The organism is Bacillus sp. WC2503, from assembly GCF_052682895.1.
Genome location: NZ_JBQYMD010000001.1, coordinates 3,199,016 through 3,224,379, shown reverse-complemented (window position 1 = coordinate 3,224,379; position 25,364 = coordinate 3,199,016). Strand labels below are relative to the sequence as shown.

General features: G+C 35.7%; 28 protein-coding genes. 22 read left to right on the top strand and 6 right to left on the bottom strand.

Annotated elements, in window-relative coordinates; genetic code table 11:
• The first annotated feature begins 122 nt into the window (after positions 1-122).
• Complete coding sequence (locus ACUN26_RS16350; protein ID WP_000893661.1) at positions 123-425, top strand: YlaH-like family protein; 303 nt, start codon at positions 123-125, stop codon at positions 423-425.
• A gap of 15 nt (positions 426-440) precedes the next feature.
• Positions 441-716: a hypothetical protein gene (locus tag ACUN26_RS16345; protein WP_001258146.1), complete on the top strand. Its 276-nt coding sequence runs from the start codon at positions 441-443 to the stop codon at positions 714-716.
• 35 nt (positions 717-751) lie between these two features.
• Here the strand turns inward: ACUN26_RS16345 and ACUN26_RS16340 are convergent, their stop codons facing one another.
• Complete coding sequence (locus ACUN26_RS16340) at positions 752-952, bottom strand: YlaI family protein (RefSeq protein ID WP_002093346.1); 201 nt, start codon at positions 950-952, stop codon at positions 752-754.
• 145 nt (positions 953-1,097) lie between these two features.
• Between ACUN26_RS16340 and ACUN26_RS16335 the strand changes: the two genes are divergently transcribed.
• Complete coding sequence (locus ACUN26_RS16335; RefSeq protein ID WP_000024575.1) at positions 1,098-1,553, top strand: pyridoxamine 5'-phosphate oxidase family protein; 456 nt, start codon at positions 1,098-1,100, stop codon at positions 1,551-1,553.
• Between the two features lie 246 nt (positions 1,554-1,799).
• Positions 1,800-3,128, top strand: a complete 1,329-nt coding sequence (locus tag ACUN26_RS16330) for a PhoH family protein (RefSeq protein ID WP_000358079.1) — start codon at positions 1,800-1,802, stop codon at positions 3,126-3,128.
• 41 nt (positions 3,129-3,169) lie between these two features.
• Here ACUN26_RS16330 and ACUN26_RS16325 read toward each other — a convergent pair whose 3' ends face one another.
• On the bottom strand, positions 3,170-3,667 hold the full coding sequence (locus ACUN26_RS16325) for a hypothetical protein (RefSeq protein WP_001289791.1): 498 nt from the start codon (positions 3,665-3,667) through the stop codon (positions 3,170-3,172).
• Positions 3,668-3,817: 150 nt separating this feature from the next.
• Here ACUN26_RS16325 and ACUN26_RS16320 point away from each other — a divergent pair, with 150 nt between their 5' ends.
• From ACUN26_RS16320 to pyc, 3 genes are all read left to right on the top strand, one after another.
• Positions 3,818-4,105 (top strand): YlaN family protein, encoded by a 288-nt coding sequence (locus ACUN26_RS16320; protein WP_000135695.1) that lies wholly within the window; start codon positions 3,818-3,820, stop codon positions 4,103-4,105.
• A gap of 125 nt (positions 4,106-4,230) precedes the next feature.
• Entirely contained in the window at positions 4,231-5,409 is a 1,179-nt protein-coding gene (locus ACUN26_RS16315) for an FtsW/RodA/SpoVE family cell cycle protein (RefSeq protein ID WP_000822961.1), read from the top strand.
• A gap of 332 nt (positions 5,410-5,741) precedes the next feature.
• A complete protein-coding gene (gene pyc / locus ACUN26_RS16310) occupies positions 5,742-9,188 on the top strand; it encodes a pyruvate carboxylase (RefSeq protein ID WP_000164045.1) in 3,447 nt (1,148 codons plus the stop codon).
• An 84-nt stretch (positions 9,189-9,272) separates the two neighbouring features.
• Here pyc and ctaA read toward each other — a convergent pair whose 3' ends face one another.
• Positions 9,273-10,208, bottom strand: a complete 936-nt coding sequence (gene ctaA, locus ACUN26_RS16305) for a heme A synthase (RefSeq protein WP_001188753.1) — start codon at positions 10,206-10,208, stop codon at positions 9,273-9,275.
• A gap of 498 nt (positions 10,209-10,706) precedes the next feature.
• On the opposite strand from ctaA, the gene ctaB reads away from it, so the two are divergent.
• From ctaB to ACUN26_RS16270, 7 genes are all read left to right on the top strand, one after another.
• Positions 10,707-11,630, top strand: coding sequence for a protoheme IX farnesyltransferase (ctaB, locus tag ACUN26_RS16300; protein WP_001015063.1), 924 nt, complete (start codon positions 10,707-10,709; stop codon positions 11,628-11,630).
• A 93-nt stretch (positions 11,631-11,723) separates the two neighbouring features.
• Positions 11,724-12,773 carry a cytochrome c oxidase subunit II gene (coxB, locus tag ACUN26_RS16295; protein WP_000745270.1) on the top strand — a complete coding sequence of 350 codons (1,050 nt, stop codon included), beginning with the start codon at positions 11,724-11,726 and terminating at the stop codon, positions 12,771-12,773.
• Between the two features lie 60 nt (positions 12,774-12,833).
• Positions 12,834-14,669 carry a cytochrome c oxidase subunit I gene (gene ctaD, locus ACUN26_RS16290; protein WP_170957719.1) on the top strand — a complete coding sequence of 612 codons (1,836 nt, stop codon included), beginning with the start codon at positions 12,834-12,836 and terminating at the stop codon, positions 14,667-14,669.
• The gene (gene ctaE / locus ACUN26_RS16285) at positions 14,669-15,292 is read left to right on the top strand and encodes a cytochrome c oxidase subunit III (RefSeq protein ID WP_000557861.1); all 624 of its coding nucleotides are present in this window, start codon (positions 14,669-14,671) and stop codon (positions 15,290-15,292) included. Before ctaD ends, ctaE begins: the two co-directional genes overlap by 1 nt.
• A gap of 3 nt (positions 15,293-15,295) precedes the next feature.
• Entirely contained in the window at positions 15,296-15,628 is a 333-nt protein-coding gene (gene ctaF / locus ACUN26_RS16280) for a cytochrome c oxidase subunit IVB (protein WP_001007827.1), read from the top strand.
• Between the two features lie 86 nt (positions 15,629-15,714).
• On the top strand, positions 15,715-16,620 hold the full coding sequence (gene ctaG, locus ACUN26_RS16275) for a cytochrome c oxidase assembly factor CtaG (protein WP_000069006.1): 906 nt from the start codon (positions 15,715-15,717) through the stop codon (positions 16,618-16,620).
• Between the two features lie 241 nt (positions 16,621-16,861).
• The gene (locus ACUN26_RS16270; protein ID WP_000535796.1) at positions 16,862-17,860 is read left to right on the top strand and encodes a formamidase; all 999 of its coding nucleotides are present in this window, start codon (positions 16,862-16,864) and stop codon (positions 17,858-17,860) included.
• A gap of 46 nt (positions 17,861-17,906) precedes the next feature.
• Here ACUN26_RS16270 and ACUN26_RS16265 read toward each other — a convergent pair whose 3' ends face one another.
• Positions 17,907-18,272 carry a YugN family protein gene (locus ACUN26_RS16265; RefSeq protein ID WP_001160935.1) on the bottom strand — a complete coding sequence of 122 codons (366 nt, stop codon included), beginning with the start codon at positions 18,270-18,272 and terminating at the stop codon, positions 17,907-17,909.
• 206 nt (positions 18,273-18,478) lie between these two features.
• Between ACUN26_RS16265 and ACUN26_RS16260 the strand changes: the two genes are divergently transcribed.
• The 6 genes from ACUN26_RS16260 (at position 18,479) to ACUN26_RS16235 (ending at position 21,937) form a co-directional block, all read left to right on the top strand.
• Positions 18,479-19,513 (top strand): CAP domain-containing protein, encoded by a 1,035-nt coding sequence (locus ACUN26_RS16260; RefSeq protein WP_000735382.1) that lies wholly within the window; start codon positions 18,479-18,481, stop codon positions 19,511-19,513.
• 111 nt (positions 19,514-19,624) lie between these two features.
• Complete coding sequence (locus ACUN26_RS16255; RefSeq protein ID WP_001143329.1) at positions 19,625-20,071, top strand: YlbD family protein; 447 nt, start codon at positions 19,625-19,627, stop codon at positions 20,069-20,071.
• 11 nt (positions 20,072-20,082) lie between these two features.
• On the top strand, positions 20,083-20,328 hold the full coding sequence (locus ACUN26_RS16250; protein WP_001206442.1) for a YlbE-like family protein: 246 nt from the start codon (positions 20,083-20,085) through the stop codon (positions 20,326-20,328).
• A gap of 77 nt (positions 20,329-20,405) precedes the next feature.
• Positions 20,406-20,978 carry a histidine phosphatase family protein gene (locus tag ACUN26_RS16245; RefSeq protein ID WP_000134950.1) on the top strand — a complete coding sequence of 191 codons (573 nt, stop codon included), beginning with the start codon at positions 20,406-20,408 and terminating at the stop codon, positions 20,976-20,978.
• Positions 20,979-21,092: 114 nt separating this feature from the next.
• Positions 21,093-21,545 (top strand): YlbF family regulator, encoded by a 453-nt coding sequence (locus ACUN26_RS16240; protein WP_000634357.1) that lies wholly within the window; start codon positions 21,093-21,095, stop codon positions 21,543-21,545.
• A 125-nt stretch (positions 21,546-21,670) separates the two neighbouring features.
• On the top strand, positions 21,671-21,937 hold the full coding sequence (locus ACUN26_RS16235; protein WP_002093356.1) for a YlbG family protein: 267 nt from the start codon (positions 21,671-21,673) through the stop codon (positions 21,935-21,937).
• Between the two features lie 56 nt (positions 21,938-21,993).
• Here the strand turns inward: ACUN26_RS16235 and ACUN26_RS16230 are convergent, their stop codons facing one another.
• Entirely contained in the window at positions 21,994-22,383 is a 390-nt protein-coding gene (locus tag ACUN26_RS16230) for a DUF7147 family protein (protein WP_000616007.1), read from the bottom strand.
• Positions 22,384-23,033: 650 nt separating this feature from the next.
• Here ACUN26_RS16230 and rsmD point away from each other — a divergent pair.
• Positions 23,034-23,600 (top strand): 16S rRNA (guanine(966)-N(2))-methyltransferase RsmD, encoded by a 567-nt coding sequence (gene rsmD, locus ACUN26_RS16225; protein ID WP_001266984.1) that lies wholly within the window; start codon positions 23,034-23,036, stop codon positions 23,598-23,600.
• Positions 23,597-24,088, top strand: a complete 492-nt coding sequence (gene coaD, locus ACUN26_RS16220) for a pantetheine-phosphate adenylyltransferase (protein WP_000200597.1) — start codon at positions 23,597-23,599, stop codon at positions 24,086-24,088. The genes rsmD and coaD overlap by 4 nt, the downstream gene beginning before the upstream one ends.
• On the opposite strand, the gene ylbJ is transcribed toward coaD, so the two are convergent.
• Entirely contained in the window at positions 24,080-25,309 is a 1,230-nt protein-coding gene (ylbJ, locus tag ACUN26_RS16215; RefSeq protein ID WP_000273078.1) for a sporulation integral membrane protein YlbJ, read from the bottom strand. The genes coaD and ylbJ overlap by 9 nt on opposite strands.
• Between the last annotated feature and the right edge of the window lie 55 nt (positions 25,310-25,364).

Here is a 25,364-nt window from a genome sequence, read left to right as displayed (position 1 = left end):
TTTTTTTGTTTTTATTTATTTTTAGAATATTTATTCTTTTTTGTGGACAGTATTTTTTTTGCGAGTTACTCTTGTATTAAGTGTATAAAGAAAACTTGTTTTTATAGCTAGGGGGGAAGAGTGTGTTAGAAAGGATGTCTTTTTTTGCTAAATTATGTAAGGTGGATGAAAATCCAGAGTTAGGAATGTGGTTACTTTATGGAACGATTATTATATTAAGTGCTCTCGTTTATAATTTAGGATTTGCTAGAAAATTATCTGTACTAAAAAATATCGTGATATATATTTCTTTAGCAATTGGATGTACAGTGTTAACCTTTTTTGCTGTATTTTTACCTGTTGGGGAGGGGCTTGTTGTAGCAGCAATTGTACTAGGAATTTATAGATTGCGCTTACGTCAAGCAAAACAAGAAAAAGTAGGATGAGGGGGAATTAATGACATGCGTTCAGTACAAGATGCACTATATAATTGGTTAACGATTAAAACAGTTGCGGAAGCACGCCCCGATGATAGTGCTGCGAAAGAAACGTATTTGTTATTTCAAAATATGATATATGAAGAACATAAATTAAGGGATGTGGAAGTTAAAAAGAATGAGGAAATGTATTTGATTACATATGAAATTGATGGGGAAAGAAAATCTGTGAGATTTCCATTAGAAGCTATTGATTGTTTTTTGGATCAGATGAATCGTGAACCTGAAAAATATAAATAAGTCCTTATCGATATGATTAAGGACTTATTTATATTTTACCAATCGTCTTCAACTTTTTTATCACGGTATAATCGGAAATTACCACTTGCATGACGTTCCATCGTACGCTCTGCAATTCGTTCCGAACATTCCATGCACATATATGTATGAATAGGGCGATTACGCAGTTTTTTTGCCGTAGGATTTTCGTCATCTAACATATCTTTTTTATCACAGATCATACATTTGACTCTCATTTCGTCACCTCAATACGAATTCTATCGGTATAAGTATATCATGGAAGTATGATGTTTTTGAATAATAGGAGGAAAAAATAATATTTTCGCAATTCGAAAAATAAGTTATGATAAGGATATATTAAGTATATTTGGAGGTGGAAATATGGCGAATGTAGTAGAGCCTACATTAACAGATGATTTAGTACAAACGTTCCGTAAAGAATGTATTGTTATGGTAGCAACAACAGATTTCGAAAAACAAGTTCCTAACGTAAGTGCTATTTCTTGGGTGTATGCAGTGAGTGAAACTAGTATTCGATTTGCGGTAGATCAACGTTCACGTATTGTGGAAAATATAAGGCGCAATCCGGGAGTGGTATTGACTATAATGGCGAATGGATCCGTATTTTCCATAAGTGGTGCAGGTGAAATTTTGACAGATAGAATGGAAGGCATTCCTCTAAAATTAGCTGTAATAGAAGTAAGTGTGCAAGAAGTACGTGATGTTATGTTTTATGGAGCAAAACTTGCAATTGAACCAAAATATGAAAAAACATACGATCTTCGGGCAGCAAAAAAACTGGATAACCAAGTGTTGGTAGGGATAAAAGAATTATAAGTGAGATGAATAAGAAAATTGTTCATTAACTTTTGGAATCAGTTATTGTGGTTTAACGTTAATAATTAAAATTAAAAGTAATATATTGAATAGAAATGAATAAAAAATAAAGAAAAGGTTTAATTGCTATAATTTTCGATTCTACCTCGTTTATACGGTACATATAATTATAACAATGGTTCGTCCATATTTTATGGATGAAACCCTTGTTCTACAAATTTAAAAGTGGAGTCAGGGGGTAACAGGTTGGATAAAATTTATGTGTTAGATACGAATGTACTTTTGCAGGATCCTTTATCTATTTTTTCATTTGAAACCAATGAAGTAGTGATTCCGGCAGTTGTATTAGAAGAGGTTGATTCGAAGAAACGTTATATGGACGAAGTAGGACGAAATGCTCGTTATGTATCTAAGTTAATAGATAAATTTCGTGAAATAGGAAAGCTGCATGAAAGTATTCCGCTAGAAAACGGCGGTACATTTCGTATTGAATTAAATCATCGTTCATTTGTTCAACTACAAGATATTTTTGTAGAAAAAACAAATGATAATCGAATTTTAGCAGTAGCAAAAAATCTATCTTTAGAAGAACAAGAAAAAGAGGACGGGAAGTCTGTTATTTTAGTAAGTAAAGACGTGCTCGTAAGGGTAAAAGCTGATGCAATTGGATTGAAGGCTGAAGATTATTTAAGTGATCGCGTAATTGAAGTAGATAATATATATTCAGGGTTTTTAGAAGGGTATATATCAAAAGAACAATTGGATTATTTTTATGAAAAAGGTGAATTACCTTTATCTGAAATTGCAAATCATCCTTTTTATCCAAATCAGTTTGTGGTAATGAAGGATGCACTTGGGGGTTCTAGTTCTGCACTTGGCATTGTAGATCACTTAGGTAAGAAGGTGAAGAAACTTATTTTTCACAATGAGCAAGTGTGGGGGATACGACCACGAAACGTGCAGCAAATAATGGGATTAGAATTGTTGCTTCGCGAAGATATTCCGCTTGTAACGTTAACGGGGAAAGCTGGTACAGGAAAAACGTTACTTGCGTTAGCTTCGGGATTAATGCAAACGGAAGATTTAGGGTTATATAAAAAATTACTTGTTGCAAGACCAATTGTTCCAGTCGGAAAAGATATCGGTTATTTACCAGGAGAAAAAGAAGAAAAGTTAAGACCATGGATGCAGCCGATTTTTGATAATCTAGAGTATTTATTTAATACGAAAAAGCCAGGGGAATTAGATGCTATTTTAGCTGGAATGGGTTCGATTGAAGTAGAGGCTCTTACTTATATACGTGGCAGAAGTATTCCAGACCAATTCATTATTATTGATGAGGCACAAAATTTAACGAAGCATGAAGTGAAGACGATATTAACGAGAGTAGGAGAGAAAAGTAAGATTGTATTAATGGGAGATCCTCAGCAAATCGATCATCCATATTTAGATGAATATAATAACGGTTTAACATACGTTGTCGAGAAATTTAAAGAGCAACGTATTAGTGGTCATGTAAAGTTTGTTAAAGGGGAGCGCTCGAATTTAGCTCAACTAGCAGCGGATTTATTATAAAAAGGAGTGAGCTTCAGCTCACTCCTTTTTTAGTATACTCGTTAAATAATTGTGAATTTACGGATGTTACGGATTGGATTTTGTCTATTAGATCCATCATTGAAATATAGATGTACAGGTCCGTCCTCTTTTAATGGTTTTCCTTCTTTTGAAAAACCAAGAATGGCCTTGTTGACCGTTTCTAATGGTAGTGTAATGGTAGTATCTACTGTTTCAATTTCAACTTGCATAGCGTCCTCTAAAATTTCGGCGTTAGCAAGAAATGGATGAAATGGTATACCAAATGTCCCAGTAATCAGCTGTTCTTTTTTATATTTCTTTACACTTTGTTGTATTGGCGGGAAGGCAGCACCATCACGGATTTCACGATCCCAATGTTCTGAAGTGTTCTTTAAGTAAGCTTCTAGTTCAGACGTGTTTTCTCTAGTTTCATCAAAGTAAGTTGTCAAATCTACTTTTCGATCGTCAAAAATCCAAACAGTTGGATCAATAGTGATTGGAAAACGTACTTTTCCATTAATAAATAAAATTTCGCTCATTGTTGTTCCCCCATTTGTGTTATACTCCCACTTTTCAGTATAATAGTATTAGACACTGTTGTCACAAAAAATGTTTCTATTGCAATTTATTAAAACTATCGCTAATATTAATAGATATGAGAGAGTAGGACGGAAACGGAGGGAATCAATTTGGCGTCTGAGACAGTTTCAAATCATCAGGAAAAGGCACTAGCCCTTCTACAAGCGGATGCAGAGAAGATTTTAAGACTTATTAAGGTGCAAATGGACCATCTTACAATGCCGCAATGTCCATTATATGAAGAAGTTTTAGACACACAAATGTTTGGACTATCCCGCGAGGTCGATTTTGCGGTTCGCCTTGGTCTTATTGCAGAAGAGCAAGGGAAAGCAATGTTAGGAGAGCTCGAACGTGAGTTATCTGCACTTCATGAAGCATTTACAAACAAACAACAATAACGGGTTCAAATAAGGGGGCTCAAACTAAAACAGTTTGAGCTTTTTATTTGTATAATAAAGCAGGAAGAACGTATATACATATGGAATACAACAATAATTAATTTGAAACAGAGAGAGGAAATGAAATGAAAAGAATATGGAAATCAATGGATTATTCATTATTACTTCCTCTTGTTATTTTATGTGTGCTGGGAGTCATAATGGTATATAGTTCTAGTTCCATTGTTGCGATTTCGCGGTTTGATAAACCAGCAAATTTCTTTTTTAAAAGACAATTACTTACTTTAGCTGCTGGGACAATGGTATTAATAATTATGGCTATTATCCCATATAAAGTGTGGAGAAAACGAATTTTCTTATTGGGAAGTTACGGTGCTAGTGTTGCCTTATTAGCGGCAGCAGCCTTTTTCACTAAGAAAGTAAATGGTGCAAATGGATGGATATTTGGAATACAGCCTGCGGAATTTGTAAAGATAACAGTTATTCTCGTATTGGCTCATTTTTTTGCGAAAAGGCAAGAAACAAATACGTCTGTTTTCAAAGGATCGGGACCGGTACTTTTAGGTATTGGTTTAATCATGTTTTTAATTTTAAAGCAAAATGACTTAGGTACCGATATGTTAATTGCGGGAACGGTAGGAATCATGTTTCTTTGTTCAGGAGTTAGTGTTAATTTATGGATAAAAAGATTCTTATTAACGTCTGTAGTATGGGTCCCAATGTTGTATTTTATTGGGAATTATAAATTAAGTTCATACCAAAAAGCGCGATTTTCAGTTTTTCTGGATCCGTTTAACGATCCTCAAAATGATGGATTCCAATTGGTAAATTCATTTATTGGAATTGCTTCAGGTGGGTTAAATGGTAGAGGGTTAGGGAATAGTGTGCAAAAGTATGGATACTTACCAGAGCCCCAAACGGATTTTATTATGGCGATTATATCTGAAGAACTAGGCTTTATAGGTGTAGCTATCATTTTAATCTGTTTATTGTTAATTATCATTCGCTCATTTAGAGTGGCGCAAAAGTGTACAGATCCATTTGGAAGTTTAATAGCCATCGGAATTGCAAGTTTGTTTGGAGTTCAAACGTTTATCAATGTCGGTGGTATGTCTGGATTAATACCGCTTACTGGGGTACCGTTACCTTTTGTTAGTTACGGCGGAAGTTCCTTGTTAGCTAATCTACTTGCGATGGGGATATTATTGAATATTGCTAGTCATGTGAAAAGACAAGAAAAACAACAAAATGAGTTAGTTAAAGAAAGAGAACAGGGTGGACCGCATCTTGTAGTTGTAAAATAAAAACACATTGCGCTGTAGAGCACAATGTGTTTTTTTATTTAAAGTAATTTCAAATGTGATATATTAATTGTTTTTATATCCAAAAGATATATCACATTAAAACAAATGTGATATACAATTAGGTTGTTCGAAAAGGAAGAGGTATGCTATACTATTTTTGTGAAACAAATTGCACAGAAAACTTATCATTTGTTAAAAAATAAGGTATGATGGATAAAAATAAAGTGAAACTTTCTAAGTATAATATAATGTGGAAAGTGAAGAACTTCACGCTTTTTATGGTGTGTATATATTTTATCTCTAGAGTGGTAGGAAAGTAGAGGGGGAAAATCATGACAAAGCTGCAACGTATTCAAAAAGTATTGGTAGCTAACCGTGGAGAGATTGCAATTCGTGTGTTTCGAGCTTGTTCGGAACTTGGATTAAAAACAGTTGCAATCTATTCTAAAGAGGATAGCGGTTCTTATCATCGCTATAAAGCCGATGAGTCCTATTTAGTTGGGGAAGGGAAAAAGCCAATTGATGCTTATCTAGATATTGAGGGCATTATTGAGATTGCGAAAAGCAATCATGTAGATGCAATCCACCCTGGATATGGTTTCTTGTCAGAAAATATCCAATTCGCAAAACGTTGTGAAGAAGAAGGAATTATCTTTATTGGTCCGAAAAGTGAGCATTTAGATATGTTTGGAGATAAAGTGAAAGCAAGAACACAAGCGCAGCTAGCACAAATTCCGGTTATTCCTGGTAGTGATGGCCCAATAGATTCAATAGAAGAAGTCGAAGAGTTTGCTGAAAAGTACGATTACCCGATTATTATTAAAGCGTCCCTTGGTGGTGGCGGTCGAGGTATGCGTATAGTACGAGCTAGTGAAGAATTAAGAGAATCGTATAATCGCGCGAAATCAGAAGCAAAAGCAGCCTTTGGTAATGATGAAGTATACGTTGAAAAATTCGTTGAAAAACCTAAACATATAGAAGTACAAATTTTAGCAGATGAAGAAGGCAATGTTGTTCACTTATTCGAGCGTGACTGTTCTGTGCAACGTCGCCATCAAAAAGTTGTCGAAATCGCACCAAGCGTTTCGCTTTCAGATGATTTGCGTCAACGTATTTGTGAAGCTGCTGTGAAGTTAACGAAAAATGTAAACTATTTAAACGCAGGAACGGTAGAATTTCTTGTAAAAGGTGATGAGTTTTACTTCATAGAAGTAAACCCACGTGTTCAAGTTGAACATACGATTACAGAGATGATTACAGGAGTGGATATCGTTCAATCGCAAATTTTAATAGCTGATGGACATGCATTACATAGTAAAATGGTAGGTGTTCCGAAGCAAGAAGAAGTGGTTGTGCACGGATTTGCAATCCAATCTCGTGTAACGACTGAGGACCCACTAAATAATTTTATGCCGGATACAGGAAAAATTATGGCGTACCGATCAGGCGGTGGCTTTGGTGTTCGTCTTGATACAGGTAATAGTTTCCAAGGTGCAGTTATTACACCGTACTACGATTCTTTACTTGTAAAAGTTACGACTTGGGCTCTTACTTTTGAACAAGCTGCTGCAAAAATGGAACGTAACTTAAAAGAATTCCGTATTCGTGGTATTAAAACAAATATTCCATTCCTAGAGAATGTAGTAAAACATAAAAACTTCTTATCAGGAGAATATGATACGTCGTTTATTGACGCGTCACCTGAACTGTTCTTATTCCCGAAACGTAAAGACCGCGGAACGAAAATGTTAAATTACATTGGTTCAGTAACAGTAAATGGTTTCCCGGGAGTAGGGAAAAAAGAGAAACCAATTTTCCCGGATGCTCGTATACCAAATGTAGTACACTCAGAGCCGATACAAAATGGAACAAAACAAATTTTGGATGAGCGTGGAGCGGATGGATTAGTAAAGTGGGTTCAAGATCAAAAACGTGTACTTTTAACTGATACAACATTCCGTGATGCGCATCAGTCACTACTTGCAACTCGTATTCGTACAAAAGATTTACATCAAATTGCAGAGCCGACAGCGAGAATGTTACCGAACTTATTCTCAGCGGAAATGTGGGGCGGTGCAACGTTCGATGTTGCGTATCGTTTCTTAAAAGAAGATCCATGGGAACGATTACTAGATCTTCGTGAAAAAATGCCGAATGTTTTATTCCAAATGTTACTTCGCTCTTCAAACGCAGTTGGTTACAAAAACTATCCAGATAATTTAATTCAAAAATTTGTGGAATGTTCTGCTCAAGCTGGCATTGATGTATTCCGAATTTTTGATAGTTTAAACTGGGTAGAAGGTATGAGAGTTGCGATTGATGCTGTACGAGATACTGGCAAAATTGCAGAAGCGACAATGTGTTATACAGGAGATATTCATGATCCGTTACGTAGTAAATATGATTTGAATTATTATAAAAACTTGGCGAAAGAATTAGAAGCATCAGGTGCTCATATATTAGGTATTAAAGATATGGCAGGTTTATTAAAACCTAATGCTGCATACGATTTAGTTTCTGCATTAAAAGAGACAATATCGATTCCGATTCACTTGCACACACATGATACGAGCGGAAACGGTATATTAACGTATACGAAGGCAATTGAAGCGGGTGTTGATATTGTCGATGTAGCGGTGAGTTCAATGGCAGGTCAAACGTCACAACCAAGTGCGAACACACTATACTACGCATTAGGCGGAAATGAAAGACAACCAGATGTTAATATAGATTCATTAGAAAAACTATCTCATTACTGGGAAGATGTACGCAAATACTATGCACCGTTTGAAAGTGGTATGAATGCACCTCACACAGAGGTATATATGCACGAAATGCCGGGTGGGCAGTATAGTAATCTTCAGCAACAAGCAAAGGCGGTTGGTTTAGGAGATCGCTTCGATGAAGTGAAAGTAATGTACCGTCGTGTGAATGACATGTTTGGAGACATTGTAAAAGTAACGCCATCTTCAAAAGTTGTTGGTGATATGGCATTATTTATGGTTCAAAACCATTTGACAGAACAAGATATTTTAGAGCGTGGACATGCTTTGGATTTCCCAGGATCTGTTGTTGAAATGTTCTCTGGTGATTTAGGTCAACCGTACGGTGGTTTTCCGAAAGAATTACAAAAGATTATTTTAAAAGGGAAAGAGCCGTTAACAGTAAGACCGGGTGAATTGTTAGAGCCAGTAGATTTTGATGCTTTAAAAGAAGAGTTATTCCATAAACTTGGACGCGAAGTAACGATTTTTGATGTAGTTGCGTACGCGTTATATCCGAAAGTATTTATGGACTACGAAAAAGTTGCTGAGATGTATGGTAATGTATCTGTGCTTGATACACCGACATTCTTCTATGGTATGAGACTTGGTGAAGAAATTGATGTGGAAATTGAGCAAGGTAAAACATTGATGGTTAAACTAGTATCAATTGGAGAACCTCAGCCGGATGGAAATCGTATTCTTTACTTAGAATTTAACGGACAACCACGTGAGATTGTTGTGAAAGACGAAAGTGTGAAAGCAACAGTTGCACAACGTGTGAAAGGAAACCGTGAAAATCCAAACCATATTAGCGCAACGATGCCAGGAACGGTTATTAAAGTAGTTGTAAAAGAAGGCGATGAAGTGAAAAAAGGCGATTCTATGGCAATTACAGAAGCGATGAAAATGGAAACGACAGTTCAAGCGCCGTTCAATGGTAAAGTGAAGAAAGTATATGTTAACGATGGTGATGCAATTCAAACGGGTGATTTACTTATTGAATTAGATCACTAAAATAAGGAAAGAGCTGTGTAAATACAGCTCTTTTTTTATTGCAAAAAATCCCTTGCCGATTCGGCAAGGGATTTCAGTTTTAAATTATTTTGTTTGTTTAGAAGTTGATTCGGATTCTTTTGCGTTCACTTTACTTCTTGTTCCTAACATAACTAAATAGCATAATACAGCAAACAAGCAAGAAATGAATAGGGAATGTAATAATGCCATTGCTAAACTAGCATTTGTATATACAACTAAAATCCCAACAATAGCTTGAAGTGTTACAAGAATAAAGGAAATAATCCATCCCCAGTATACTACGCTTTGTTGCTTATATTGACGAATAGCAATAATCATTGCGTATAGTATCCAAAGGAATATTAATATCGCTGCAGCTCTATGCCCCATTTGAACCCACTCATGTAATTGAGTCGGCCATGGTCTATTTTTACTACATAAAGGAAAGTCCGGACAGGCTAAGCTAGCTCGTTCGTGACGTACTAAAGCCCCTGTGTAGACGACGATATAACTGTAAATTGTTACACCATAAATGTGAAATTTCATTTTTTTATCCATAATAAGTGAACGTGCATCAAATTTCTGATCAATTTCAAAAATAAGACACGTTAACAAAATAACAGAAGCGAATGAAATTAAGGAAATACCAAAATGGATAGCAAGTACAGCTGGCATTTGACCCCAAACAACGGCTGCCGCTCCCATTAATGCTTGTGCAACTAAAAATACGAAGGATAAAATTGCTAACGTTTTTGTTTCGCGCACATGTTTATAATACTTCCAGGATAAAATACAAAGGAGAGTGACAAGTATTCCTGCTGATCCTGATGTAAGGCGGTGACTTAGTTCAATAATAGTTTCCATCGATAAATTAGATGGAACTAACTCACCATTACAAAGCGGCCATGATTTACCGCAGCCTTGGCCAGAACCTGTTTTTGTAACTAAAGCGCCTCCTAATAATACTACTAATAAATCAAGACTTGTAATGACTGCTAACCATTTAATAAAGCGTTGCAATCTCTTTCACCATCTTTCTGCTATGAAGTTATTGCGAAATATTTTCATTCCATTATGTATAGAATAAAACGCGCTAGTTCCTATGATATATAAAAAATAATAAAATAGCAAAGAAATGGAGGGGGAAGACAAAGGGGAGAAAAAGGGTGTGAAAATAGAATTTATAAGGGAAATTTTAGGAGGGAAATAGGCTATTTTGAAAAGAAATGGGGAGAATACGTGTTAAATATGACAAAATAGTTTATTATAGAAAGTAACATCATGTTATGATAAGGATAAGTAAGAAGTAAGCTTTTTTATATTCGACACAAAAAGTTCATGTTTTCTTCACAAAATGTTCGGGAAATATGATTTAATATATTGGAGTATGGGCGTAGATTAGTAGTAGAATGGGTTAACAATATTTCTACTGTAATAATATTGCTATATAGAAGCGAATTATTTCATTCGAAATAGGCGCAAAAAGAAAGATGAAAGTTTTAAGAGGGGGTTAAAGTGATGAACCATGCAACAAGTGAGCTGCATGATGAGTCAGCTGTAACAAGTGTACCCGAAACAACTCGGTTACAAGATTTATCAGCGCTCGTTAAAATGGGGATTGTAAACTCAAATACACTTACTGTATTTACAGGATTTTGGTTGGCGTTACACTTTAATGGATTAAGTGTGATGGACAATCTGGATAAGCTATTTTTTACAATCGTTGGTTCCGGATTAATTATGGCAGGGGTATGTTGTTTAAATAACTACATTGATCGAGACATCGATCCGTTAATGGAAAGAACAAAAACCCGTCCAACGGTTACAGGAAAGTATAAACCAGGTTTTGCACTTACATTTGGACTAGTTATATTACTACTTGGATTTGTATTCTTATTATTAACAACACCGATGGCAGTATTAATGGGATTTATTGGTGCCTTCACATATGTTGTCTTATATACTTTATGGACAAAGAGAAAGTATACGCTAAATACTGTTGTAGGTAGTATTTCTGGAGCAGTTCCACCTTTAATTGGATGGGCAGCAATTGATCCATCTTTAGGCCATCCAATTGCTTGGATGTTATTTTTAATTATGTTTATTTGGCAAATCCCACATTTCCTTGCGTTAGCGATGAAACGTGTTGATGAATATCGAAATGCAGGAATTCCAATGCTTCCTGTAGTTCATGGATTTGAAATTACGAAACGCCAAATTATGATTTGGACAGTATGTTTATTACCACTACCATTTTATATGAGTGGACTTGGGATAACATTTATGGTACTTGCAACATTGCTTAACATCGGATGGATCGTTTTAGGATTTTATGGCTTCCGTAAGAAGGATGACATCAAATGGTCCGTACAAATGTTTGTTTATTCCCTAAATTATTTAACAATCTTATTTGTATCAATGATTGTAGTTACATTCTTCTAAGACAACGACATAATTGGATTTCTTTACGTTGAGATTTACTTTACTTAACTATAAAGTACAATCTAATTCACAAGGAAAGTGGGGGTTGTTTGTATGAAGAAACAGTGGCGACTGCTTTCGTTCGTTTCACTGCTGGCTTTACTGTTAGGGGGATGCGGTAAAGCCTTTCAATCTACTTTAATTCCGCAAGGAGAAGTAGCAAAAATGCAATATGATCTGCTCTTACTAGCGAGTGCGATCATGGTAGGAGTAGTACTAGTAGTTACTATTATTTTCTTGTATGTAATTGTGCGTTTCCGACAAAAGAAAGGTCAGGAAGATTATATTCCAGAACAAGTTGAAGGGAATCACAAACTAGAAATTATATGGACAGTTATTCCGATTATTCTTTTACTAATCTTAGCTGTTCCGACGGTTACATATACATTCAAACTTGCTGATGTAAGTGCGATGGAGAAAAAGAATATTGATAAAGATACGATCGTTGTTGATGTAACAGCGAATCTTTATTGGTGGGAATTTTCTTATAAATCAGAAAAAATAGTAACTTCTCAAGATTTAGTTATCCCCACAGGTAAGAAAGTGTATTTGAATTTGAAGGGTGCCGATATTAAACATTCATTCTGGGTTCCATCTTTAGCTGGTAAAATGGATACAAATACAGACAATGTAAACAAAATGTGGTTAAAGGCAGATAAATCGGGCACTTATAATGGTTTTTGTACAGAGTTTTGCGGCCCGTCACATTCTTTAATGCAATTTAAAGTGAAAGCTTTAGATGAAAGCGAGTACAAAAAATGGCTTGCTGATATGAAGAAGATTGATGGGAAAAAAGAAGTAGCTTCAACAAAGGCGCAAGAGGGCCAAGAAATATTTAATAAAAGCTGTATTGGTTGTCATGCAGTTGGATCTAATGATAGTAGACCACCTTCCGCTCGTATCGCACCAAACTTAGCGAACTTTGCTGATCGTGATACGGTTGCTGGTATTGCCGAAAATAATGAAGAAAACTTAAAAAAATGGCTGAAAGATCCTGAAAATATGAAGCCAGGAAATAAAATGACTGGTAAATATGGCAACTTAACGGATGATCAAATTGATGCATTAAATGCATACTTACAAACGTTAAAGATTGAAAAGTAAAGAGGGATTATTCGCGAAGGGGAGGTTGAAAACGTGAGCTCTGTAGCAAAAAAACAGGGGATGGGTGCTGTCATATGGGATTATTTAACGACAGTAGACCATAAAAAGATTGCCATTCTCTATTTAATTGCAGGTGGATTGTTTTTTATAATAGGCGGAATAGAAGCACTATTTATTCGCCTTCAATTAGCGATTCCTAACAACGCTTTTCTTGTTGGGGATGCTTATAATCAAGTATTAACGATGCACGGTACAACAATGATTTTCCTCGCAGCTATGCCACTCGTGTTTGCATTTATGAACGCCGCCGTGCCACTTCAAATTGGTGCGCGTGATGTAGCGTTCCCGTTTTTGAATTCACTCGGATTTTGGTTATTTTTCTTTGGTGGAGTATTTTTAAATTTAAGTTGGTTTTTAGGTGGAGCACCTGATGCAGGATGGACATCTTATGCATCATTAGCTTTAGCTTCTAAAGGCCATGGTGTTGATTTTTATGTACTCGGCTTGCAAATTTCAGGTATTGGTACATTAATTGGAGGTATTAACTTCCTTGTTACAATCATTAATATGCGTGCGCCAGGAATGACGTATATGCGTATGCCGATGTTTACATGGACAACGTTTGTAACATCTTCACTTATATTATTTGCTTTTCCGCCGTTAACTGTAGGATTAGGACTTTTAATGTTAGATCGTTTATTTGGAACAAGTTTCTTTAATCCAGCATTAGGTGGGAACACAATTATATGGGAGCATTTATTCTGGATTTTCGGTCATCCGGAAGTATACATTCTTATACTCCCAGCTTTCGGAATATTCTCAGAAATCTTCGCGACATTTTCGAAAAAACGATTATTTGGTTATTCATCGATGGTGTTTGCGACAGTATTAATTGGATTTTTAGGATTCATGGTATGGGCGCATCACATGTTTACTGTTGGCCTTGGTCCAGTTGCAAATGCTATTTTCTCAGTTGCGACAATGGCAATTGCGGTTCCGACAGGTATTAAAATATTTAACTGGCTCTTTACAATGTGGGGCGGAAGTATTCGTTTTACAACACCGATGATGTGGGCGGTAGCTTTTATTCCATCATTCGTAATGGGTGGAGTTACAGGCGTTATGCTTGCATCTGCACCAGCTGATTATCAATTTCATGATAACTATTTCGTAGTAGCGCACTTTCATTATGTAATCGTCGGTGGTGTTGTATTTGGTTTACTTGCAGGGGCTCATTATTATTGGCCACTGATGTTTAATAAAATATTAAATGAAACATTAGGTAAGATAACATTTTGGTTATTCTTTATCGGTTTCCATTTAACATTCTTTATTCAGCATTTCCTTGGATTGATTGGTATGCCACGTCGTTACTACACATATCTTGAGGGGCAAGGATTGGAAATGGGGAATATGATTAGTTCTATTGGAGCTGTGTTTATGGCTCTTGGAACGATTGTTCTTCTATTCAATGTAATAAAAACAACTGTATCAAAAGAGAAGGCTGGTCGTGATCCATGGGATGGACGTACACTAGAATGGACAATGCCAGCACCTACACCGGAATATAATTTCAAACAATTACCATTTGTTCGCGGGTTAGATCCGTTTTGGATTGAAAAACGTGAAGGTAATAAAGAGATGACGGCGGCGGAACCAGTTGGTGATATTCATATGCCAAATGCTTCATTTTCACCATTTATCATTTCTCTAGGCTTATTCATAGCGGCATTCGGTGCAATGTATATGCAAGGTGGAAAAGATAAGTTCTGGTTATTAGTAGCAATTATTGGTTTAATCATTACATTTGGCGCAATGTTCCTTCGTTCAGTAGTCGATGATCATGGATATCATATTCATAAGGAAGATTTAGAGGATAAGGGGGGCAAGGCATAATGCATGTAGATGAAAAATTAACGAATGAAACATTTCCAGCAGAGCCTGAAAAAGCAACCCTTGAGGGGAAAAATAAGTTTGTCGGTTTTTGGTTATTTCTTGGAGGCGAAACAGTATTGTTCGCTTCCTTGTTTGGCACATATTTAGCATTAAAAAACTCTACAAATGGTGGACCAACATCTCAAGAGATGTTTCAAATGCCGCTCGTTTTCATTATGACGATGCTTTTATTAACGAGTAGTTTAACGAGTGTATATGCGATGTACCATATGAAAAACTTTAATTTTAAGAAAATGCAACTTTGGCTACTTGTAACAGTGTTGCTTGGCTTAGGGTTTTTGGGATTTGAAATATATGAGTTTTATCATTATACACATGAATTTAAGCATACTATGAGAAGTAGTGCATTTGGCTCTGCATTTTATGCTCTTGTTGGTACACATGGACTTCACGTATTGTTTGGATTGTGTTGGATTTTAACATTAATTTTTAGAAATGCGAAGCGTGGTTTAAATTTATACAACGCACCAAAGTTTTATGTTGCATCAATTTATTGGCACTTTATTGACGTAGTTTGGGTGTTTATTTTCACTGTAGTATATTTAATGGGAATGGTGGGATAAACAATGGCGATAAGACAAACAAATAATCCTAAGGTGGATCTTGTTTATCGGAAGAGAAAAAGTGCAGAGGAGATGAAGCACCAAGTTATTACGTTTGCGCTAATGATTTTCCTGACATTAGTTGCATTTGTAGCGGTAGCATATCCAAAAACTTTTAGTCCAACCTTCTCTGTTCCGTTTATTTTACTATTAGCAGTGGTGCAAGTGATTTTTCAATTGTATTATTTTATGCATATGAGCCATAAAGGGCATGAGGCTGCAAGTTTCTTTCTGTATTCTGGCCTGTTAATAGGATTAATTACAATTTTAGCTTTTATGACAATCGTGTGGATTTGAAAAGTGAAGAATAAGGGGGCTTGTGTTGTCACAGCCCCCTCTTCACATTATGTGGAAGGATAACCATTAGGAAGGTGGGGGTGACAATGAGTAACTTATGGATATTTGGCTTTCAAGCTTTATGGAGTCCATTCTTTTTATTATTTATGCTTTCGATTCTTATTGGATACTTCTTAATTATTGGACCATATAGAACTCGATTTGAAAATGCGACGAAGGTAAGTAAAAAGCAAATTTTTTATTTTACGTCTGGAATTGTTCTTTTGTATTTTGTAAAGGGTGGACCTATTGATTTAATTGGCCATATTATATTTAGTGCACATATGTTTGAAATGGCAGTCATGTATATTGCAGTTCCGCCTTTATTATTACTTGGTATACCAGTTTGGTTATATCGTTATATTACTTCTTTTAAGCTAGTTCAGATTGTGTTGAAAATTTTTGCTAAACCGCTTATTGCATTGTTTGTATTTAATGGACTGTTTTCTTTTTATCATTTGCCAGTTGTTTTTGATGCAGTAAAACAAAGTCAAATTGCCCATCCGATTTGCCTCGCTATATTATTTTTTGCGGCAATCATGATGTGGTGGCCGATGTTAAATCCGTTACCAGAATATCAAACGTTAAGTGATATAAAGAAACTTGGTTATATGTTTGCTAACGGTATATTATTAACGCCAGCTTGTGCATTAATAATTTTTGCAACTGCACCGTTATTTGCAACGTATACGGATTCAGCTGCTTGGATGAAAGCGATGGAACTATGCGTACCTGCGGGAACTTTATCAGAATTAAATATAACTGGACCAGAATTTTTGCACTGGATGCCAGTAGTACAAGACCAACAAACGGGCGGTATCATTATGAAAATTGTCCAGGAAATAGTGTACGGTACGATTATCGGCTATGTATTCTTTAAATGGGCGCGTAGAGAACGCGAAAAGGATAAGGAACAGTTGCAACAATTGCCGCCATATTTACAGACTAAGTAAAAAAGTGTATGGGATTCCATATGCTTTTTCTTTTTTTTAGTTTTAGCTTTAGGTATTTATAAAAGATTGAATTTTCAATCTTTTTGTGTTAAGTTAGTGTTGGCGTGTACTAAAAGTGGATATAAAATTTACTACTAGCTTTCATGCGTAATAATTCCATATGTAGTGCAAGTTTTTTAGAGAGTTACAAATTTATATTGTTATCTTTAATAAACACGAACTATTTTAAGGGGGAATTTAAATGGGTAGTAGCGGAAGTATGGTAAAGCCGATTAGTGGTTTTTTAACAGCGTTAATTCAATATCCAGTACCGGTAGTAGAGTCACGTGCAGACATTGATAAACAAATTAAACAAATCATAAAAACAATTCATTCAACTAAATCAGGTTATCCTGGATTAGAATTAATAGTATTTCCCGAATATAGTACACAAGGGCTCAATACAAAAAAATGGACTACAGAAGAGTTTTTATGTACAGTGCCTGGGCCAGAAACAGACTTATTTGCTGAGGCATGTAAAGAATCTGAAGTGTATGGTGTTTTTTCTATAATGGAAAGAAATCCTGATGGTGGAGAACCTTATAATACAGCGATTATTATTGATCCACAGGGTGAAATGATTTTGAAGTATCGTAAGTTAAATCCTTGGGTGCCGGTCGAGCCTTGGAAAGCTGGAGATTTAGGCTTACCTGTTTGTGATGGACCTGGAGGGAGTAAATTAGCTGTTTGTATTTGTCATGATGGCATGTTCCCTGAAGTAGCCCGTGAAGCAGCCTATAAAGGCGCGAATGTCTTGATCCGTATTTCTGGATATAGCACACAAGTTAGTGAACAATGGATGTTAACCAATCGTTCAAATGCATGGCAAAATTTAATGTATACATTGTCAGTGAACTTAGCGGGTTATGATGGTGTATTTTATTACTTTGGTGAAGGACAAGTATGTAATTTTGATGGGACTACTTTAGTGCAGGGGCACCGAAACCCTTGGGAGATTGTTACTGCCGAAGTATATCCAGAGCTAGCAGATCAGGCTAGATTAGGATGGGGGCTCGAAAATAATATATATAATTTAGGCTCAAGGGGATATGTAGCGACTCCTGGTGGAGTGAAAGAGAACCCGTATACGTTTGTAAAAGATTTAGCTGAAGGTAAGTATAAAGTTCCCTGGGAAGATGAGATTAAAGTGAAAGATGGATCCATTTATGGGTATCCAGTTAAAAAGACGATTCATTCTTAAGGAAGATAAATAGAACAAGCGCATCATATTGATGCGCTTGTTCGGTTTACTCAATAATTTGAAATTCTTTTAACTCTTTTTCGACATTTTGTAGGAGTTGTTCGCTTTTTTGGAGTACATTTGTTGGGAAAGTCTCATCATCACCATATTCAACACCGTGAGGATAATAATGTTTTCCTAATAAGGGAGGGAGTAGTTTTACTTCAGCGTGTCTGCTGCCAATGTCGCCTTCAACAGCAACTCCGCGCACTCGTAAGTAATAAATATCCTTTAATATTTCAAATTTATAATCGTATGTAACTCTTTCGTAATCCCACTGTCCAGCTAGTACAAAATGGTTCTTTTCCATAATCTCAGTTAAAAGGGATAAATCAACGACGGCCCCATTAAATTTCGTATTTGTAAATTGCATATAATACCTCCTTTTTTAATGTTACATCATTATTTTTATAATAGTATGAATAATAAGAAAGTGCAATTCATATTGAGAGAAAAGGGATAATCCAGACTTTTTTTGTGAAAATATGATATAGTGAAAAGAGTACGGTACACACAAAAAAGGAAATAAAAGGATTTGTGTATATCTCAATTTTATGTTTTGTGCAGGAGGTATATCGTTTGAAGAAATTATTGCGTATCGTAATGATTACATTTTTAATTTTAGCTGTTGATTTATACGGGAAATTACTCGTTTCACAATATATATTAACCCCATCTCAATCAAAACAAGAAAATAAAATTGTGAAAAAGAAAAAACAAGTCGATGAGGACTCCTCAGACACTGTTTTAAATATGATTGGTGGAGATTCTGAAAATCTATTGGCAAAGTGGGGAGAACCAGCTCGAATAGAGCCATCTGCTTACGGTTATGAATGGTGGGTGTACAATCAAGATTTAAATCAGTACGTTCAATTTGGAGTTGCTGAACGTAAAATTGTAACAGCGTATGTTGCTGGTGAACAAGTTAAGGTACCGCCTTATTATATAAATGAAAAATATGAAGATGTATACAAAAAGAATCCGCTCTCGCATGAGATTTCATTAAAAAGAGGGAAGAATAGTTATCAATTTGAGTTATCTGATACGGAAGTAATGGAACAGCCGTTAGTACCTGTAGAAGATGGATGGGCACAATTATATTTTGATCATTTCACACATGAACTCGTTGGTGTTCGTTATATGGATGATGAAACGTTATTGCGCCAAAGACCGTATCAGCTTGTTTATTCAGGTGAATTAATAGCAGAACAACCATTAACACCAGAAAAGATGAAACAAGTAGAGAATGGGAATATGCAACAAATTTTTGATTTAACAAATATTATTCGAAGTCGTCATGAACTACCATTGTTAACGTGGGATCAACAAACAGCAGATGTTGCTATTGGACATAGCAAAGATATGAAAGACAATAATTACTTTTCACATGATTCACCTACATTAGGTACGTTAGGAGATCGTTTACAACGAGGACGAGTAGGGTTTCAGCTTGCTGGTGAGAATATAGCGGCACAACATAGTGATGGAATTGCGGCGGTACAAGGTTGGTTAAATAGTGAGGGGCATAGAAAAAATTTATTTAATGAACAATTTACCGGATTAGGTGTTGGGGTATATGATAAATTTTATACGCAAAACTTTATTCGAAAATAAAGTGAAACTTTAAGTAGTGTAAAAAAGGTGCATGAATCGTCTAAAAATAGGCGAACCATGCGCCTTTTTTTTCTTACAATATAAGTAGATATACATGAAGAGGTGAGGATTATGCCAACAACAAAAGGACCGTTACATCCATCGGTTCAACAGTTTAAAGAATTTGTAAACCATCACCCTAAAATGGTTCATGACGTTAGAAGTGGTCAAAAAACTTGGCAGCAATTTTATGAAGAATGGTACTTACTTGGTGAGGAAGATCCAATATGGGCAACTTATAGACCTGATGGAGCGCCTGCCTTTTCTTCAGTAAAAGAAAATAAAAAAGAGAAGGAAAAAGACAATCGAACTGAAGAGGAAAAAACTGCTGATGTGATGGGACAAATGCTTTCTTTTTTTAAAAAGCTAGATGTGGAACAAATGCAGCATCATTTAGCTAATGTGACGAGTGCTATCGGGAGTGTGCAACAAGTTATTCAACAGTTTCAAGGAAGTCGCACGCAACAAGAACAAAGTACTTCCAAAGAAAATAATCCATTTTTCTTTCAAAAGGATTAGGGGGAAAGATGATGAGAGAAGAACTTATGGAGTTTATAAAGGCTGATGAGGACTTATCGCGTTATATTAGGGAGCAGCCATACTGGTATAGGAAGTTAACCCGAAATCCTGAAGAAAAAGAAGCTTTTGAGCTGGCTGCTATGCAACATTTCAAAAAAACGATACCAGATAAAGTAGAAAAATTTCAAAATCAATTGGCGGTTGCTTCGATCATGATTGATATGTTTCAGTATATGAAGCAGCAAAATACGACATAATTGGAAGGGAAAACTATGTCCGTCATGCAGAACTTTTGTTACAATAGAAGCGGATTATTTAAAAAAGGAGTTGCAGCATGACGGAAATTTGTTTAGTACGACATGGACAAACTGATTGGAATTTTCAAGAGATTATTCAGGGGCGTGAAGATATTCCACTTAATGAAGTTGGGAAAAAGCAAGCGAGTCAAAGTGCGGCTGCTTTGCAAGTAGAATCGTGGGATATTATTATAAGTAGTCCGTTAATTAGAGCACAAGAAACGGCTAAGGCAATCGCAGAGGCAGCTGGATTACAATCCATTTTATTAGATGAACGATTTGTTGAACGGAATTTTGGAGAAGCTTCAGGGAAGCCGGTTGCGACTGTTAGAGAGTTAATTGCGGAGGGTAAAGTAGAAGGTATGGAGTTAGATAAAGAAATTGTAGCTCGTTGCTTTGCTGCTTTAGAAGATGTTGCAGTAACTCATTCTGGTAAACGTATTATTATTGTTGCTCATTCACATGCGATAAAAGCTATTTTACATGCAATTGCACCAGATGAAATTACGTTTAAGACCCCGTTAAAAAATGCATGTATTAGTTATGTGAAAGAAAACGGCGGAGAATGGGATGTTCTTAAATATAATATTGCGGAACATATTAATGTATAAGCGTATCTGAGATTGTTTGAAAATAGTTAGAGTCATATCTTTCTTTTAAGTGAGTCACTTCAATTAGTAGTTCTATTCTAAATGTGGTATGATGAATACTCGGAGGTGTCTCTCATGATTGTAGCGACGCTAGAAAGCGTATTAATATTAGATAAGGCAGAGCAGCTTGCAAAAGCGATCATCTGTTCAGATATAGCAGAAGATTATCGTAAGTGTTATAAAGAATTGCATGAGGATGTGGAAGTTCAGACATTAATTCAGCAATTTACAGCGATGAAGGAACGATATGAGGAAGTGCAGCGTTTTGGGAAATACCATCCTGACTATACTATCGTGTCAACAAAAATGAGGGAATTAAAGCGTTCTGTAGACTTGCATGATAAGATTGCAACCTTTAAACGAGCAGAAACTGCTTTACAAAAGTTATTAGATGAAGTTAGTGTAGCAATTGGTTCTGAGGTATCCTCTTCTATTAAAGTTCCAACAGGAAATCCATTTTTCGATGCTGGTGGCTGTGGCGGAGGTTGCGGTACTGGCGGAGGTTGCGGTTGTAAAAAAACGGGGTGATGTACCCCGTTTTTTAGAAGATGTAAGAAAACGTATACAGAGTTTGTTTCATTATGTCATAAATTTCTGGTTAGTTTTCAAAAATATAAAATATAAGTTTTTAAAAGGAGAAGATGGAGAAGATTATGTTCGGGCAACGACAAAGTATGATTGTTTATTTACATTCATTGAAACATGCCAAGATTTTAAGAAAATATGGTAACATACATTACATATCAAAACGATTAAAATATGCCGTTGTATATTGTGATATGGAACAAATTGAGCATATGATGCATAAGTTGAATAAACTTCCTTTTGTGAAAAAGATAGAACAGTCGTACCGTCCGTTTTTAAAAACGGAATTTGAAAATTCCCGTCCTGATCGGGCAAAAGAATACGATTATAGTTAAAGTAAAAAAATCCCCTGCTACGTTTAGCGTGGGATTTTTTTACTTTAAATAAAGTGTTATTTCATTGGAGGAATGAAATTATTCATTCGTAAAATACCAATTAGATGATTGAAAAATAGTTCTTTTTCTGGGAAAGTTGTGGACGGTTTTACAGTAAATGTGGTCACTTTTTTTCCTAGTTTTTCTGCCATTTCTTCAAATAAAATGACACGTTTACTTTTTTTATTTTCAGGCATAGGAATACCTTCACGACATATGTATAATGGCTGGAAATCACCAGTAGTGGTCGGTTTTAATATTACAACAAGCGAGCATACTTTCTTTTCGTTTTTAATTGTTTCAAATTGTAACATATGTGTTATACGTTCTTGGTTTGCTTTGGCAATTTCAAGTAATTCATATAAATCAGAGTAGCCTTCTCCAAGTTCTATAAAGCGTTGAATCATATCTTTTCCTCCTCTTTCTTTTACTGTACCATCTCACTTTTTAAATGAAAAGTAGACAAAGAAAAAAAACCCTGCAAAGCAGGGCCCTTCTTATACTAGTATGTACTAGTAAGAAGGCAAAGGGAGAGGAGAAACCGGAGGAAGAACTTATGGGGAAACGTAAGTCTTCTCCGCGGTTGGCAACAACATCGAAGGTGATGTTGTTATAATTATTTATGTCCAATCTAAATGAAGATATACATAATGAATTTAAATTTTATGTTTGGCTTTTTATTTTTCTTTTTTTTATTTTATGATAGGATAAAAAAAGATAAAGTGAAACTTTAATCAGTGGGGGCATCCCCGCTGATTATTAGCCTTCACTAATCGGGCGTTTACGGGCAGTTAATTTCCCACCTCACTTTTTGTTCTAACCGAATTTTGAGTTGGGAGTTTTACTGCCCGTTAATGCGGGGGAAAGTGGAATTAATGTACATAATGGGTTTGTGTTAGCGAATGGCGAGATAAATACATAAAAAATGACGAGCGGTTATTTTTAGAGAAAGTTTCTTATGGATAGGTGAAAGTTACATATAGTTTTGCAGCGGTTACTGAAGTGGGAAATTATTTTATAAGCGCTCGATAGATTGAAATAAAGGTAGTGACAACAGATGAGAGTAGTTTCAGGAAAATGTAAAGGGCACCCACTTAAAGCGGTTCCCGGCAATACAACACGTCCAACGACGGATAAAGTAAAAGAATCTATTTTTAATATGATAGGCCCTTATTTTGATGGTGGTACCGCTCTTGATTTATTTGGCGGTAGTGGTGGCCTTGGAATTGAGGCTATAAGTAGAGGGATTGAAAAAGCGATTTTTGTTGATCGAGATAGTAAAGCGATAAAAGTCATTCATCAAAATTTAGAAAGTTGTAGAATACATGAACAAGCTGAAGTGTATCGAAATGATGCAGAGCGTGCGGTGAAAGCGCTCATAAAGCGTGAAATGTCATTCGATCTTATACTAATAGATCCTCCATACAAAGATCAAAAAATTGTATCTTTGATTAGTGTGATGGATCAACATGGATTGCTACATAGAGATGGATTAATTATGTCAGAGCATGGTAATGATGTTGTTTTACCTGATTCTATAGGGAATCTTGTAAAAGTAAGAGCTGAAAATTATGGGATTACAGCAATATCGATTTATAAGTATGAAGGTGAGGAGACAGAATGACAAGTATAGCTATTTCTTCAGGGAGTTTTGATCCAATTACCCTTGGGCATCTTGATATTATTAAAAGGGGAGCAAAAGTGTTTGATGAAGTGTACGTAGTTGTTTTAAACAATTCATCAAAAAAACCATTCTTTTCAGTTGAAGAACGTCTAGATTTAATTCGAGAAGCAACAAAGGATATCCCAAATGTAAAAGTGGATTCGCATAGCGGGCTATTAGTGGAGTATGCAAAAATGCGTAATGCAAATGCAATTTTACGTGGTTTACGAGCGGTTTCTGACTTTGAATATGAGATGCAAATTACTTCTATGAATCGAAAATTAGATGAAAATATTGAAACCTTTTTTATAATGACAAACAACCAATATTCATTTTTAAGTTCGAGTATTGTGAAAGAAGTTGCGAGGTATGGAGGAAGTGTAGTAGATCTTGTGCCTCCTATTGTAGAGCGTGCTTTAAAAGAAAAGTTTCAAACCCCGTTAAAGTGAACGGGGTTTTTCTTTATTCATGCGTAAAAACAATAAGATAACATATAAGTATAAACAAAATAATGTGAAAATCGGTCCGTAGTGTACAAAAGATGTCCAAATTTCAAGTAGTGTAGAAGAATGATTGGATAAAAATACGGGAATATCTTTTTCCATAGGTGAGAAAGAACTTACTTTCTCATAAAAAGGTTTCCAAAATATAAACGTAAAAATAGGAGCAAGAATACTTTGGATAAGTCGTGCGAAAAAATATGGCTTAAATCGGATATCCGTTTCAGCTAGTATGCTAGCAACTTGTGCCTGAATTGAAAGGCCGCTAAATGCTAAAATGAAGCTTGTTACCATCGCTTGTTGCAGAAGGGGTGTTTCATTTATTTGACTAATCATTTGGCTTCCGAGTGTCATTTCAAAAATACCTGATAATATCGGAATACTAAAATCAGTACTTAGTTGGAAGAATGATAAAATATGTTGCATAATAAAAGAAAGAGTTGCTGTAATATGGAATACAGTAATCATTTTGTTTAACACAGAAAATAAAATAATAAATCCGCCAATCATAAGTAATGTTTGAATGGAAGAAACGATAGCGTCCCCAAGTAATTTTCCTATTGGTCTTTTTTCTTGCAAGCGTGTTTGGTGAAGGATTGAAAAAGGGTTTTGAAAAGGACGTTTTTTAGTAGTTTGTTTATCATTTGTGTAAGATGTGTTATGCCCGTAAAAACGCATTATTAATCCGACGGCAAAGTTGCTTAAATAATGTGCAGCAGCTAGTACGATTCCTAATTTCGGATTATTGAAAAAACCGATAGAAACAGCTCCAAAAATAAAAAGTGGATTAGAAGAGTTTGTGAAAGATACGAGGCGCTCGGCTTCAATTTGTGTTATTTGATCGCTTTTTCGCAGTCTAGCGCTTAATTTGGCGCCAGCAGGGAACCCTGAGGCCATGCCCATTGCCCAAACAAATCCACCTATTCCTGGAACGCGAAAAAGTGGTCGCATGAGTGGTTCTAATATAACGCCTATAAATTTTACAACACCGATACTAATTAGAAGTTCCGCAATGATGAAAAACGGTAATAGTGAAGGGAATACAACTTCCCACCATATATTTAACCCTCGAATGGAAGCTTGCAAAGCAGCTTGGGGGTGGAGTACAAGAGAAAAGGTTAAAAATAGTGTTGATATGGTAAGGAAAGCGGTTTTCCATTTTTCATACATGTAAGTAAATCCCCCTTTGTCCCAAAAAACGTTCATTTCAGTATACGTGGATACG